At 52.9% G+C, this 13,842-nt stretch carries 8 protein-coding genes; 3 read left to right on the top strand and 5 right to left on the bottom strand.

The window, feature by feature from the left end; genetic code table 11:
* Window positions 1-152 precede the first annotated feature (152 nt).
* Together ETV65_RS18120 and malK are read right to left on the bottom strand one after the other, a co-directional pair.
* A complete protein-coding gene (locus tag ETV65_RS18120) occupies window positions 153-1,448 on the bottom strand; it encodes a maltoporin (protein ID WP_129954629.1) in 1,296 nt (431 codons plus the stop codon).
* A 29-nt stretch (window positions 1,449-1,477) separates the two neighbouring features.
* Window positions 1,478-2,587, bottom strand: coding sequence for a maltose/maltodextrin ABC transporter ATP-binding protein MalK (gene malK, locus ETV65_RS18115; protein ID WP_129954443.1), 1,110 nt, complete (start codon window positions 2,585-2,587; stop codon window positions 1,478-1,480).
* A gap of 366 nt (window positions 2,588-2,953) precedes the next feature.
* Here malK and malE point away from each other — a divergent pair, with 366 nt between their 5' ends.
* The 3 genes from malE (at window position 2,954) to malG (ending at window position 6,673) form a co-directional block, all read left to right on the top strand.
* Window positions 2,954-4,153: a maltose/maltodextrin ABC transporter substrate-binding protein MalE gene (malE, locus tag ETV65_RS18110; protein ID WP_129954441.1), complete on the top strand. Its 1,200-nt coding sequence runs from the start codon at window positions 2,954-2,956 to the stop codon at window positions 4,151-4,153.
* Window positions 4,154-4,224: 71 nt separating this feature from the next.
* Window positions 4,225-5,769, top strand: coding sequence for a maltose ABC transporter permease MalF (malF, locus tag ETV65_RS18105; RefSeq protein ID WP_129954439.1), 1,545 nt, complete (start codon window positions 4,225-4,227; stop codon window positions 5,767-5,769).
* Between the two features lie 13 nt (window positions 5,770-5,782).
* Window positions 5,783-6,673, top strand: a complete 891-nt coding sequence (malG, locus tag ETV65_RS18100) for a maltose ABC transporter permease MalG (protein ID WP_047609161.1) — start codon at window positions 5,783-5,785, stop codon at window positions 6,671-6,673.
* Between the two features lie 92 nt (window positions 6,674-6,765).
* Here the strand turns inward: malG and ETV65_RS18095 are convergent, their stop codons facing one another.
* The 3 genes from ETV65_RS18095 to malP all read right to left on the bottom strand — a co-directional run bounded on the left by ETV65_RS18095 (window position 6,766) and on the right by malP (window position 13,747).
* Window positions 6,766-8,946, bottom strand: coding sequence for a glycosyl hydrolase family 18 protein (locus ETV65_RS18095; RefSeq protein ID WP_129954437.1), 2,181 nt, complete (start codon window positions 8,944-8,946; stop codon window positions 6,766-6,768).
* A 298-nt stretch (window positions 8,947-9,244) separates the two neighbouring features.
* A complete protein-coding gene (malQ, locus tag ETV65_RS18090; RefSeq protein WP_129954435.1) occupies window positions 9,245-11,335 on the bottom strand; it encodes a 4-alpha-glucanotransferase in 2,091 nt (696 codons plus the stop codon).
* Window positions 11,336-11,344: 9 nt separating this feature from the next.
* On the bottom strand, window positions 11,345-13,747 hold the full coding sequence (gene malP / locus ETV65_RS18085; protein ID WP_129954433.1) for a maltodextrin phosphorylase: 2,403 nt from the start codon (window positions 13,745-13,747) through the stop codon (window positions 11,345-11,347).
* Window positions 13,748-13,842: the final 95 nt, after the last annotated feature.

The raw sequence follows: 13,842 nt of genomic DNA, 5'->3' as shown, positions 1-13,842 counted from the left end.
CGATTTTTAAAGCTTACATTGCCATTTTTCCAAACTCTTTCGGGTTGCCGGAAGGCGGCAAGCGTCCAAGTCCCTGGGAGCGTAGACAACTACGTGACCGGGGCGAGGACGCGCAGCCAACGCATCGGCAGCGCGAAGGAGGAAGGAAAAATTTACCACCAGATTTCCATTTGGGCGCCGAACGTTACTTCATCGTCATTACCACGGCTGAAGGTACGGGTGCTGGTATCATTCATCGCTAAGCCATTGTTTGTGCCGGTATCGGTGTCGTAACCCCATTTTTCATCCCAGTTCGCATAAGTGGCAAACACGCGGATGGCCGGACGTGACCAGATGCTGTCGCCAGCCTGCCATTGTTGCGCCAGGGTGACTTTGTACTGACCATTTTTGTCGCCGGTACGCTGAGATTTCACGTTGTCGTAACCCACTTCCAGCAAGGTACTCATGATCGGGGTCCATTTGTACATCGGACGGACACCGACGGTATACCAGGTGGTGCCGTTGTTGTTATCACGATCAACGTCCTGATACATTGCCACGTACATCAGGCTCCAGGTGTCGTTGAAGTCGATAGCACCGTGATCGAGAACGCGCACCATGCTGCCGTTGTTATTGATGGCTGCGCCATTAGAGTGGCCGTTTGCCGTGCCCTGACCCGGATCGGTCATGGAGTCAGAAGCATATTGCAGAACGAATTTATTGTAGCCGTTGTAAATGCTTTGCGTATGTTCCGCAGTGACCAGGAAACCGTCTTTGGTGGCATCATCCGCCAGTGAATAACCGTCACGCGCATTGGCACGACCATAATCCACCCCTAACTCCAGTACGCCGCCCGGGTTAGTTTGCAGGCCCGCCAGACGCACGTCGAACACGTCGTTGGAGGTTGGCACTTCGTTACGCTGGTCGGCAATATAACCGTATGAACCGCCGCTTTCGGTATTACGGGTTGCAGCCAGAGACAATTTACCGAAGCCCAGATCGATATCTTCCAGACCCGCACCAGGACCTGAAATATCCCAGTAGTAGAAGTCGATCATGTGAACATCATGACGTTGGTAGAAACGCTTACCCGCCCAGATGGTGGAGCCCGGCAGCCATTCGATCAGGTTCTTACCCTTCACGTTGGCTTCGCGGAAAGCCGGATCGGTTGACTCCCAGTCGTTCTGTTGAGAGACGGAATACGCCACGTTGGTGTCGAAATAGAAGCTCTTATCTCCTTCTTTCCACACTTCCTGACCCAGTTTCAACTCTGCATACGTCTCGCATTCGTTACCAAGACGGTATTTGCTGTCTGCACCGGTTGCTTTGAAACATTGCTGTTCGCCGCCGCTGCCGGTCCAGCCAATACCCGAACGGGCATAACCGGTGAAATCTACCGCCATTGCTTGTGTAGAAAGGATGCCAGCAGCCACTGCCAGCGCCAGGGAAGAACTACGCATTGTGATCATCATTTTCTCCTGTAGGGGATCGCGTGCTTTCAAACACCAGGTTCTGGGTGTAACCGGCGACATGCAGTGCCATCCTCGCGGAACAGATGACAGCGGTGTGGCGGCAAACCAATGGCGAATGTTGCACCTTCTTCTACCAGCACCACGTCGTTCTGGCGGTACACCAGGTTCTGACGAATTGCCGGAATTTGGATGTGGATCTGTGTTTCGTTACCCAGTTGCTCGACAACCTGCACTTCGCCGGAAAGCGTCACTTCAGCGACGTCGCTTGGCAGAAGATGTTCAGGGCGGATACCCAGTGACAGGTTGCTGCCGACGTTAACGTTGGTCCCCTCCACCGGCAGCCAGACTTGCTGGCGGTTTGGCAACTCGACCTGCACACGTGCAGGTTCAGCACCGGTGACTTTCACCGGCAGGAAATTCATTTTTGGAGAGCCGATAAAACCGGCGACAAAGCGGTTGGCAGGATAGTGATACAGCCCGAGCGGCTTACCGACCTGAGCGATATGTCCGGCATCGAGCACCACGATTTTATCGGCCAGCGTCATCGCTTCGACCTGATCGTGAGTCACATAAATCATGGTGCGTTTCAGGCGCTTATGCAGGCGTGAAATTTCAATGCGCATCTGCACACGCAGCGCGGCATCTAAGTTAGAAAGGGGCTCGTCAAGCAGAAAAACCGTCGGCTCGGCAACCAGCGTACGGCCAATCGCCACGCGCTGACGTTGTCCGCCGGAAAGCGCTTTCGGGCGTCTGTCCAGCAAGTGCGCCAATTGCAACACTTCGGATACCTGATTCACCCGCTGGCTGATCTCGGTTTTTTTCGCACCGGCCAGCTTCAGGCCAAAAGACATGTTTTCTGCCACGGACAGGTGCGGATAAAGCGCATAAGACTGGAACACCATGCCAATGCCACGATCGGCGGGCGGTACTTCGTTCATGCGTTTATCGCCAATCTTTAGTTCACCGGACGTGATGTCTTCCAGACCAGCAATCATGCGTAGCAGCGTGGATTTACCACAGCCGGACGGCCCGACAAACACAACAAACTCGCCTTCTTCTATTTCCAGATTGATATCACTGGAAATCACGGTATCGCCAAAGGCTTTGTACACGCTGTTAAGGGAAACGCTCGCCATCCTGAACTCCTGTACTTGTTGCCAGCGAGAAAACTCGATGCAACGGAGAGTGAAGGATTAGCCGGTTATCGTAATCATCCGTAACAAAGTTTTTCATGGGGGAGGAGCAGGGAGGATGACGGTTTCCCGTAAACGGATGAAAGTTCATACCAAAAATCAAATTCGTGATCTGAATGGCAAAAAACGAAGCATAATTTTGAGTGATGAGCCACATAACGCCTGAGAGTGTCGGCGGGATCACATTCTGAGAGACGGGGGCGTAGAGAGGGGGATGATGAAGCGCCGACAGGTTGAATCCACACTGGCGTCGTACCCTGTCTTTTCCGTCTCAGACGATAAAAAAACCGACTACAAAAGGATTGGATTATGACCCTCAGCATTAAGAAGATTGTTAAACACACACTGGCACTCTCGGCGCTGGCTACGCTGGTGCTGTCATCTTCCGCGTTCGCCAAAATAGAAGAAGGGAAACTGGTCATCTGGATTAACGGTGACAAGGGCTATAACGGCCTGGCGGAAGTCGGTAAGAAATTTGAAAAAGACACCGGCATTAAAGTGACGGTAGAGCATCCTGACAAGCTGGAAGAAAAATACCCGCAAGTGGCCGCCACCGGCGGCGGCCCTGACATCATCTTCTGGGCACATGACCGTTTTGGCGGCTACGCACAATCCGGCCTGCTGGCTGAAATCAGCCCGGATCAGACCTTTAAAGATAAACTGTTCCCGTTCACCTGGGATGCAGTCACCTTCAACGGCAAGCTGATCGGCTATCCGGTCGCGGTTGAAGCGCTGTCACTGATTTACAACAAAGACATCATTAAAGAAGCACCAAAAACCTGGGAAGAGATCCCGGCGCTGGATAAAGAGCTACGCGCCAAAGGCAAGAGCGCCATCATGTGGAACTTGCAGGAACCGTACTTCACCTGGCCGATCATCGCGGCTGATGGCGGTTATGCGTTCAAATATGAAGACGGTAAATACAACATTAAAGACACCGGCGTGAATAACGCAGGTTCACAGGCTGGTCTGCAATTCATTATCGATCTGGTGAAAAACAAGCACATTAATGCTGACACCGATTACTCCATTGCTGAGGCCGCGTTCAACAAAGGCCAGACCGCCATGACCATTGACGGTCCGTGGGCATGGTCAAACCTCGACAAGAGCAAAATCAACTACGGCGTGACGCTGCTGCCAACGTTCCACGGCAAACCGTCTAAACCGTTCGTCGGCGTACTGACGGCCGGTATCAATGCCGCCAGCCCGAACAAAGAACTGGCGAAAGAATTCCTGGAAAATTACCTGATCACTGATGACGGTCTGGCTGTGGTGAACAAGGACAAACCGCTGGGTGCCGTGGCGCTGAAGTCTTATCAGGAAAAACTGGAAAAAGACCCGCGCATTGCTGCCACCATGGCTAACTCGAAGAACGGTGAAATCATGCCAAATATCCCGCAGATGAGCGCCTTCTGGTATGCAGAACGCAGCGCAATCATTAACGCGGTAAATGGCCGACAAACCGTTGTACAAGCGCTGAAAGACGTAGAAACACGCATTACCAAGTAATGCCAAAGCATTAGCTCAATGAACGGTGCGCAACTCACGGGTTGCACACCGCCACCACAAGGATTGTCCTTATGCCAAGAGCCAAAAAACGGCCGTTCAGCAATGCGTTCAAATGGCTGATCATCGCCCTGCTCGCCTGCTTTACCGGTTATCTGATCGTGCTGATGTATGCGCAGGGCGAAACCCTTTTTGCCATTCTGACCCTGATCCTCTCCGGTGTCGGCTTATACATTTATGGCAACCGCCGCGCCTATTCGTGGCGCTATGTATACCCCGGTCTGGCCGGGATGTTGTTATTTGTGCTGTTCCCGCTGATCTGCACCATCGCGATCGCCTTCACCAACTACAGCAGTACTAATCAGCTGACCTTTGAGCGCGCACAGTCTGTGCTGATGGGACGTGAATTCCAGGGCGGCAAGGTGCTGAATTTCGCCCTCTACCCCGCCGGTGATAAATGGCAACTGGCACTGACGTCAGCGGATAACGGCGAGACGCTGGTTTCCCCGCCTTTTGCTTTCAACGCTCAGGCGCCGCAAACGCTGGACATGCTGCCGCAAACCGCGCCATCGGCTGAAAAAGCCGGATTACGGGTGGTGACACAAAACCGTCTGGCGCTCGGTCTGATCTCAGCGAAATTACCCGACGGCGAAATGCTGCGCATGAGCTCACTGCGCCAGTTCTCCGGCACGCAGGCGTTGTACAAACCCGGTGAAGATAAGAAGCAACTGACCAACGTACAAACCGGCACGATTTACCGCCCGAATATGGACACCGGTTTCTATCAGGCTGTAAACGCCCAGGGCGAATGGCAGGCTGAAAAACTCAGCCCGGGCTTTACCGTCGGCATTGGCTGGGGCAACTTCCTGCGCGTGCTACATGACGAAGGGATCCAGAAACCTTTCCTGTCCATTTTTGTCTGGACCGTGGTGTTCGCCCTGTTGACCGTGGTGCTCACCGTCGCGGTCGGCATGGTGCTGGCCTGCGTCGTACAGTGGGAAGAACTCAGGGGCAAAGCGGCGTACCGTATCCTGCTGATCCTGCCTTACGCCGTTCCCGCATTTATTTCGATTCTTATTTTCAAAGGGTTATTCAATCAGAGCTTCGGTGAAATAAACCTGATGCTCAGCGCGCTGTTTGGTATCAAACCGGCATGGTTCAGCGATCCGTGGACCGCCAAAAGCATGATCATTATCGTCAACACCTGGCTCGGTTATCCGTACATGATGATCCTGTGCATGGGCCTGCTGAAAGCGATCCCAGACGATCTTTACGAAGCATCCGCAATGGACGGCGCGACGCCGATGCAGAACTTCTTTCGCATCACGCTGCCGCTGTTGATCAAACCACTGACGCCGCTGATGATCGCCAGTTTCGCGTTTAACTTTAATAACTTCGTACTGATCCAACTGCTGACCAACGGCGGGCCGGACATGCTCGGCACCACTACGCCAGCGGGTCATACCGATTTGCTGGTCAGCTACACCTATCGCATCGCCTTTGAAGGCGGCGGCGGGCAGGACTTCGGGCTGGCGGCGGCGATTGCCACGCTGATCTTCCTGCTGGTGGGTGCGCTGGCTATCGTGAACCTGAAAGCATCACGCATGAAATTCGACTAAGGAGAAACAGACAATGCCCATGGTTAAACCGAAGTCGCAGAAAGTCAGATTGCTGGTGACGCACCTTTTACTGCTGTGCTTTCTGGCGCTGATCCTGTTCCCGTTGCTGATGGTATTCGCCATTTCGCTGCGCCCGGGTAACTTTGCCACCGGCAGTCTGATCCCGGATCAGGTCTCGTGGGATCACTGGAAACTGGCACTCGGGATTGCCGTCACCAACAGCGACGGCAGCATCACGCCACCGCCGTTTCCGGTCATGTTGTGGCTGTGGAATTCGGTCAAGATCGCCGGGATTACCGCTGTCGGCATCGTCGCGCTTTCTACCACCTGCGCCTACGCCTTTGCCCGCATGAAATTCCGCGGTAAAAGTTCGCTGCTCAAAGGGATGCTGATTTTCCAGATGTTCCCGGCGGTGCTGTCACTGGTGGCGTTATATGCCCTGTTTGACCGTCTCGGCATGTACGTGCCGTTTCTCGGGCTGAATACGCATGGCGGTGTCATATTTGCCTATATGGGCGGTATCGCCCTGCACGTCTGGACCATCAAAGGTTATTTCGAAACCATCGACGGCTCGCTGGAAGAAGCGGCCGCGCTGGATGGTGCCAGCCCGTGGCAGGCATTCCGTCTGGTGCTTTTGCCGCTGTCTGTACCTATTCTGGCGGTGGTGTTCATTCTGTCGTTCATCGCGGCTATTACCGAAGTGCCGGTGGCATCGTTACTGCTGCGTGACGTCAACAGCTACACGCTGGCGGTCGGCATGCAGCAATATCTGAATCCGCAAAATTATTTGTGGGGTGACTTTGCCGCGGCGGCGATTCTGTCTGCCATTCCGATTACGGCAGTGTTCCTGATTGCTCAACGCTGGCTGGTGGGTGGCTTAACGGCAGGGGGAGTGAAAGGTTAACGGTAAGGCTAATGCGCTTTGTAATACTTGAGCAATTCCCTGTGTCTTGGGCGGCCGAATGGCCGCCCTTTTTTATTTATTACACCGACAATTTATTTGAAGGCGACTTCTCCCTCATACTTCCAGTAAGTATTGTCGGTTTTATTAGTTGGGAAGTACCAATAACGGCCATCGTTTCCTGTCGCTTTCAAGGTAAATAACTCAAGGCGACCGTTGTAAGGATTACTGTAAATAAACGTCGTTCCCAGGCTCGCTTTACGATCGTTTTCTCCCCACTGTGCATAACCCATTAACGATTCGTTATTGGTTTTTGCTGTTTCCTTATCAGTGCCTAAATAAATCCAGTCAGCATTGTTGGTTTTATTGGTTGGGAAATACCAATATTGGCCGGTTTTGGCGGCGGAGAAATATTCAGTCTGATGGTTATAAGGGTTGTCGTAAACATAGATATTGCCACGCTCACCATAATGGCCATTTTCCTCCCATTGATGGCAGCAGGTATCATCCGGTGCGTCTGGTTGAGCAAACTGTGAAAGCACCTTACTGAACGCATACTTCGGTGCCTGTTCTTCGGTCAGACCACTATGGGTGGCCTCTACAACGCCCGCAGGTCCTGGCTGATCGCGGACCATAGACCAGATACCGATCATCCCGAGATTACGTTCTTTCGCCTGTTCCATCACAATGTTGGCATCTGACAGATAGAAGGTTTCACCTTGCACATCGTTGTACCCGATCATCGGCGTAGTGCCCATCATGGCGTTAATTTGCGCATCAGTTTTATCGGCGTAAATTTCTTTCAGCTGAAGGAACATATTGTCGATAGCAGAAGTCGCACAATGACCATGAATATTCTGACCTTCAGTACCTGTGGACTGGCAGATACTATTGCCATAATCCATGGTCATGATGTTAATACCTGCCAGTTCGATGCCTTTCGCTTTCGCATCGTTCAGCACGTACATGCCTTCAGCCGTCAGACCGGTAGGCAGAACAGGCAATGTGTACCAGACTGCGATTTTCTTACCGTCTTTTTTCCATTGATCCTGTGCCGCTTTTACAGCAGTATTCCGGCGCTGAACGATGGCGCTATCAGCCAGATAACCCCCCTCAATGTCAAAATCCAGTACCTTCAGATTCAGGTTTTCAACGATATCCACATACATCTGTTTCAGGTCATCAATATTGTGACAGGCAGCAGCAAGAGGCGCATTATTTGCACCACCAATGGAAACCATAACGTCCCCGCCAGCTTCACGTAATGCTTTGATTTTTGAATACTGGGCGTAGTTTTGCAGATTGTATGCTGTACCCCAGGTTGGCATACAAGTGTCTGTGTCTTTCGCCACCACAAATGCCATAGTGAAATGGTTAATACCCTGCTCCGTGGCCAGTTTAGCCAGATCAGGAATATCGTTTAACGTGAAGTCAACATAAGGAGCATAGACATGCGCTGGCCAGTCACTTTTTGCTGTACCGACGCGATCTTTCGTGCCAGTCCAGTCGACAATCGCTTTCCAGGTGTTGATATCGGTTGGTGAAACCTTCTGAACTTTAGCCTGGGAAACGTACGGCTGATTTTGGAATCGAACCAGTGTATTCGCGGCATACAGCTTAGAGGCATCGAATACCGGCGCAGCGGCCAGTTCCTCATCGGTATATCGTGTTGATGCGTCTAATGGCTTCCAGGGTGCGCCATTGACCCCGTCCGGGTTCTGATTGGCAACATCTGCCGGATCCTTACCTACTGTATAAAATAAGGCCTCATAGCTCTGCGAGCCTACAGTGACCACATCGCCTTCATTATAAACGGTTTCAGCATTCCACGGTTTCGCCGGGATATAAGCTTGCCATGGGTTGCGGACATCAGGCGCGAAAGAATTCGCAGGTATTGTGGTCGTGGCCTGATAATTGGTTTCGCCGGCAGAAACAATATCCCCCTCCTGGTAAACTTTATCGGCACTAAAGGCAGGATAAGTAGGGGTGTCGGAGCCTGGAATGTCGCAACTGGTCGGGTTGCCATATTGCGTGATTTCCGCCGGAGTTGCATCACGGACATAATTCCACGGGTTAGAACCTTCTGGTGCGTCCGGAGTGACCGGACAATTGGTTGCCCCCACCCACCAGGCATTCTGATAGACGGAGCCATCAAAAATAACCTGAATGGTGTCTCCACCCTCCTGACCATTCCAGGCTTCCAACGCACAGGCGCTGCCTGCAACCGCCAGCATCCCCATACCTAACATGGCTTTGCTGATTTTATTAAATTCCATTTTAATTTCCTTTATTATTAAATGCTTTACAAAATTAACCGGCTTTAATTAAATAATTAACCGCTTGTACAGGCACATATACTAATAGAGAAATTAAATCATGGCTGTTAATTAATTAATTCAGAAAACTTACGGAAACTAATCACATAAAAAACTGATTCACGAGATGAATGCATTAGTAATTTACATTTTGGAAAGAAATTAATTTATTCTTATCAGTTAAATAAAAAGACAATAAAAAAGACAATAAAAAGAGAGCCATGATATGACTCATGGCTCTCTTTGTAATGATGACAGTTTAATTTACCGAGACTTTCCGGCGACGTTTATCAAGATCTTTAATCAGCTTATTCACCTGCTCGTCGGCGAACATGTCTTCGAGCGTATGAGAAAGCTTACGCCGCCAGTTCGGGTATTCATCGCTGGTGCCGGGCACATTGACCGGTGTGTCCATGTCCAGCCAGTCTTCCGGTTGCAGACCGAGCAAGGCGCAGGCGCTGTCGGCAACGTAGCGTTGCAGACCCCGGTTGAGTACCGGCGTCATTTCCATCAGCGCGGCTTTATGCCCGGTTTTCTTCGGGATGCAACCGTAATGATGCAGGCCGTCGAGCAACCCCTGACGTGCGCGGGCACGGTCAGCGTACAGCGCCTGTAAAACAGCTTCGTCACGGTATAAACCGAGGGTTTTGCCCAGCGCCAGATCGTCACTTTGCCAGTAGCCTCGCAGCGTCGGCAGGTCATGCGTGGTGATAGTTGCCATCGCCTGAACCGGATAGGACTGCGGCGCGCGGAAGTTGTTTTCCTCATCGCGTTCGAAATACAGCACCTTATAGGAATACACACCGCTTTCGCGCAGCTTACTGACGATCTCGACCGGCACCGTACCCAGATCTTCGCCGATCACCATGCAGCGGTGCCGCTGACTTTCCAGTGCTAAAATGGCCAGCAGATCATCCACCGGATACTGTACATACGCGCCTTTATCCGCCGTTTCACCAGCCGGGATCCACCACAGACGCAGCAACGTCATCACATGATCAATACGCAATGCACCGCAGCTGGTCATATTGGCACGCAGAAGATCGATAAACGGCTGATAGCCGCGTCTCACCATCACATGCGGATCCATCGGGCGCAGATCCCAGTTCTGTCCGAGCGGGCCCAGAATATCCGGCGGCGCCCCCACCGAGGCTTTCAGGCAATACAGCTCGCCGTCACCCCAGGTTTCGGAGCCGCCTTCTACCACGCCGACCGCCAGATCCCGGTAAAGCCCCATCGGCATCTCGTACTGCTGGCTGGTGTGGTAACACTGCGTAAACTGCGTTTCCGCCAGCCACTGCAACCACACATAAAACTCCACATCCTGCGCATGCTGTTCACAGAATGCCCTCACAGCCGGGCCCCGGGCATCATGATATTTTTCCGGCCAGCGGTTCCAGCCAAGCGCCACATCACTTTCTTTCGCCAGATACTCGTACAATGCATCAAAGGCAGCCTGCAGATACAGGCTTTCACCGCCCTGTTTGACGAAATTACCCAGGGACTTCACCTGCGGATCCTGTGGCTTACGCCCCAGGAAATGCGCGTAAGCCAGCCGTAACCCTTCTAATTTCAGCGGCATGACGTTAGCGTAATCCACCCGGTCATTCGCGCGCACCGCCTGTATGCGTTGCTGCGTCAGCGGCTGATGCCACCATTGTTGCGCCGCATCGCTTTGCCTGAAATCTTCTACCGCACTGACGTCGATATAAATCACATTCAGCCAGCGGCGGGAAGACGGGCTATAGGGGCTGGCAGCCACCGGGTTCGCCGGATACAGCGCGTGGATCGGATTAAGCCCGACAAATGCGCCGCCGCGTTGAGCGATATTTTTCAGCATCATACTGAGGTCACCGAAATCACCGATGCCCCAGTTATTTTCCGAGCGCAACGTATAGAGCTGTACGCAGGCGCCCCACAGTTTTTTACCGGCCAGCAGGGCATCCGGTTCATAACAGCGTTTCGGTGCCACAATGACCCGGCAATCCCACTGTTGCGCGTCCTGTGTCAACGTCAGCTGATGATAGCCGGCAGGAATTTTACCCGGCAGCGCCAGTGTCATTTTGCCGCTGATCCGCCCCTTTTGCGTCGTGCCGCTTTCCAGCTTCAGTGTCCAGGCATATTCGCCTTCACCGCTGACCGGTAATGCCAGACGGCTGCCCGTGACAAATACTTTGACCGACGGTACCGGTGTGGTCACCGGGCGGCTGTGTCCCGCCTCCCAGCCCATCGCCGATAACAGCTCACGCTTGGTCTCAGGGGCGATCGCCTGCTGTTTACCGTGCGCGTTAATAAAACCAGAGGCGATCCCCGCCTCCCTGGCGGCCTGCTCCAGTGCTTTGTTCTCCATGCCGGCTCCTTATCGCTTCGCCTGCCAGATCCGCTGCTGATAATCGCGGATCGAACGGTCGGAACTGAACATCCCTACGCGGGACGTGTTGAGGATAGTTTTGCGCGTCCATTCATCCTGATCGCGATACAGCGCGTCCACTTTCTGCTGTGCCGCACAGTAATCCGCAAAGTCGGCCAGCACCAGATACGGGTCGCCGCCGCCCAGCAAGCTGTCGAGCATCAGACTGAACGCCTGCTTGTCACCATTACTGAAGAAGCCGTTTTCCAGTTCTTTGAGAATTTTATCCAGGTGCTTGTCTTTCTTGCGAATTTTAAGCGGATCGTACCCCTCCGCCTGCAAAGCTTTGACCTGATCGACGGTATGACCAAAGATGAAGATATTGTCTTCACCCACCTCTTCGGCAATCTCAACGTTCGCACCGTCGAGGGTGCCGACGGTCAGCGCACCGTTCAGTGCCAGTTTCATGTTGCCGGTACCAGATGCTTCTTTGCCCGCTGTTGAGATCTGCTCGGATACATCGGCTGCCGGGATCATCAGTTCAGCCACGGATACGCGGTAATCCGGGATAAATACCACTTTGATGCGGTCACGCACCAGCGGATCGTTATTCACTTTTTCCGCCACCTTATTGATGGCGTAGATAATATTTTTCGCCAGGTAATAACCCGGTGCCGCTTTCGCGCCGAACAGGAAGACACGCGGCACCAGGTCCATTTCCGGGTTATCACGCAACTGGCGGTACAGCGACAAAATGTGCAGCAGGTTAAGGTGCTGGCGTTTGTACTCATGCAGGCGTTTGATCTGTACATCGAAAATGGCATCAGGGTTGAGCGTCAGTCCCATTGTCTGTTGCACGTAATGCGCCAGTTTGATTTTGTTCTCACGCTTAATGGCCTGATAACGCTGACGGAACTTTTTGTTGTCGGCAAAACCTTCCAGCCCTTTCAGCGCGTCGAGGTCATTCACCCATTCCGTTTTCAGGGTGTCATCAATCAGCGATGACAGCGCAGGGTTACACTGTTTCAGCCAGCGGCGCGGTGTGATGCCGTTGGTCACGTTATGGAATTTATTCGGCCACAGCAGGTGGTATTCCGGGAACAGATCTTTGACCACCAGTTCGGAATGCAACGCTGCCACGCCGTTCACCGCAAAACCACTGACCACGCACAGATTCGCCATCCGCACTTGTTTGTCCTGATGAACTGACAGTTTTTCCCATACGGCTTTGTCACCCGGCCACTGTTTTTCGACCACCTTTTTAAAGCGGGCATTGATGGCTTTGATCAACGAGAAATGGCGGGGAAGCAGGCTGCGCACCAGTTTTTCATCCCAGCATTCCAGCGCTTCCGGCATCAGTGTGTGGTTGGTGTACGCGAATGTCTGACGGGTGATCGCCCAGGCCGCATCCCAGTCAAGCTGATGTTCGTCGAGCAAAATACGCAGCAGCTCAGGAATGGCAATGGTCGGGTGCGTATCATTGAGCTGGATGACTTCGAATTTCGGTAAATCCTCAATTTTCCGGCCAAGGAAATGATGGCGGCGCAGGATATCGGCCACCGAGCAGGCGCACTGGAAATATTGCTGCATCAGGCGCAGGCGTTTACCGGCGTCATGATTGTCATTCGGATAAAGCACTTTGGTGAGTTTGGCCGCATCAATGCCTTTTTGCTCGGCTTTAAGAAATTCACCGTCATTGAACAACGTCAGATCGAACGGATGTACGTCAGTGGCCTGCCACAGGCGCAGCGGTTGGGTGACACCATTTTTGTAACCGACCACCGGCAGATCCCAGGCTTCCCCCCGCAGGGTAAACGCGGGCTGCCAGCGTTGAACGCCCTTTTCGTTTTTCGTCAGTTTGCCGCCGAACGCGACATCTACAGACAGCGAGCTATTGTGGCTGAACCACGGATAGCTTTCGCGATGCCAGCTGTCCGGCGCTTCCTGTTGCTTACCTTCGCTGAACGACTGGCGGAAAAGACCATACTGATAGTTCAGACCATAGCCGGTCGCGGGTTGCCCGACGGTTGCCATAGAATCGAGGAAACAGGCAGCCAGACGGCCTAACCCGCCATTGCCGAGTGCCGGATCGGTTTCCTGCTCCAGCACATCGGCCAGTTCAACCCCCTGCTCTTTCAGCGCCTGACTGACCGTGTCATACCAGCCGAGATTGATCAGATTGTTTGCGGTCAGGCGCCCGATCAGGAACTCCATCGAGATATAGTTAACGTGGCGCTGAGGCTGTTTTGTCGCTTTTGCCGCAGGCTGCGCACTCAATTGTTCAGATAATGCGGCACTGGTAGCCTGCCACCACTGATGCGGTGTCATATCCTGTGCCTGTTGCAAACCGAACCCTTGCCACTGGCGTTTCAGCGCGGCTAAAAATTGCGTCTTATCTAAAGTCACCTGCATTTCATGCCTCTTTATCGGGGAATTTGTAGGGAAAGCCTGATGTTGATTATCACTATGCTGACGTGTGTATCGGTCAGCGGCATCATCCCGGTAAA

The organism is Rahnella sp. RFA10(1/100) (assembly GCF_004195115.1).
Taxonomy (GTDB): domain Bacteria; phylum Pseudomonadota; class Gammaproteobacteria; order Enterobacterales; family Enterobacteriaceae; genus Rahnella; species Rahnella perminowiae.
This window is presented reverse-complemented; position numbering and strand designations above follow the sequence as displayed.

Excerpts from the sequence above, each read along its gene's own strand:
- ETV65_RS18120 (WP_129954629.1), bottom strand. The coding sequence starts at position 1,448 with ATGATCACAATGCGTAGTTCTTCCCTGGCGCTGGCAGTGGCTGCTGGC.
- malK (WP_129954443.1), bottom strand. The coding sequence starts at position 2,587 with ATGGCGAGCGTTTCCCTTAACAGCGTGTACAAAGCCTTTGGCGATACC.
- malE (WP_129954441.1), top strand. The coding sequence starts at position 2,954 with ATGACCCTCAGCATTAAGAAGATTGTTAAACACACACTGGCACTCTCG.
- malF (WP_129954439.1), top strand. The coding sequence starts at position 4,225 with ATGCCAAGAGCCAAAAAACGGCCGTTCAGCAATGCGTTCAAATGGCTG.
- malG (WP_047609161.1), top strand. The coding sequence starts at position 5,783 with ATGCCCATGGTTAAACCGAAGTCGCAGAAAGTCAGATTGCTGGTGACG.
- ETV65_RS18095 (WP_129954437.1), bottom strand. The coding sequence starts at position 8,946 with ATGGAATTTAATAAAATCAGCAAAGCCATGTTAGGTATGGGGATGCTG.
- malQ (WP_129954435.1), bottom strand. The coding sequence starts at position 11,335 with ATGGAGAACAAAGCACTGGAGCAGGCCGCCAGGGAGGCGGGGATCGCC.
- malP (WP_129954433.1), bottom strand. The coding sequence starts at position 13,747 with ATGCAGGTGACTTTAGATAAGACGCAATTTTTAGCCGCGCTGAAACGC.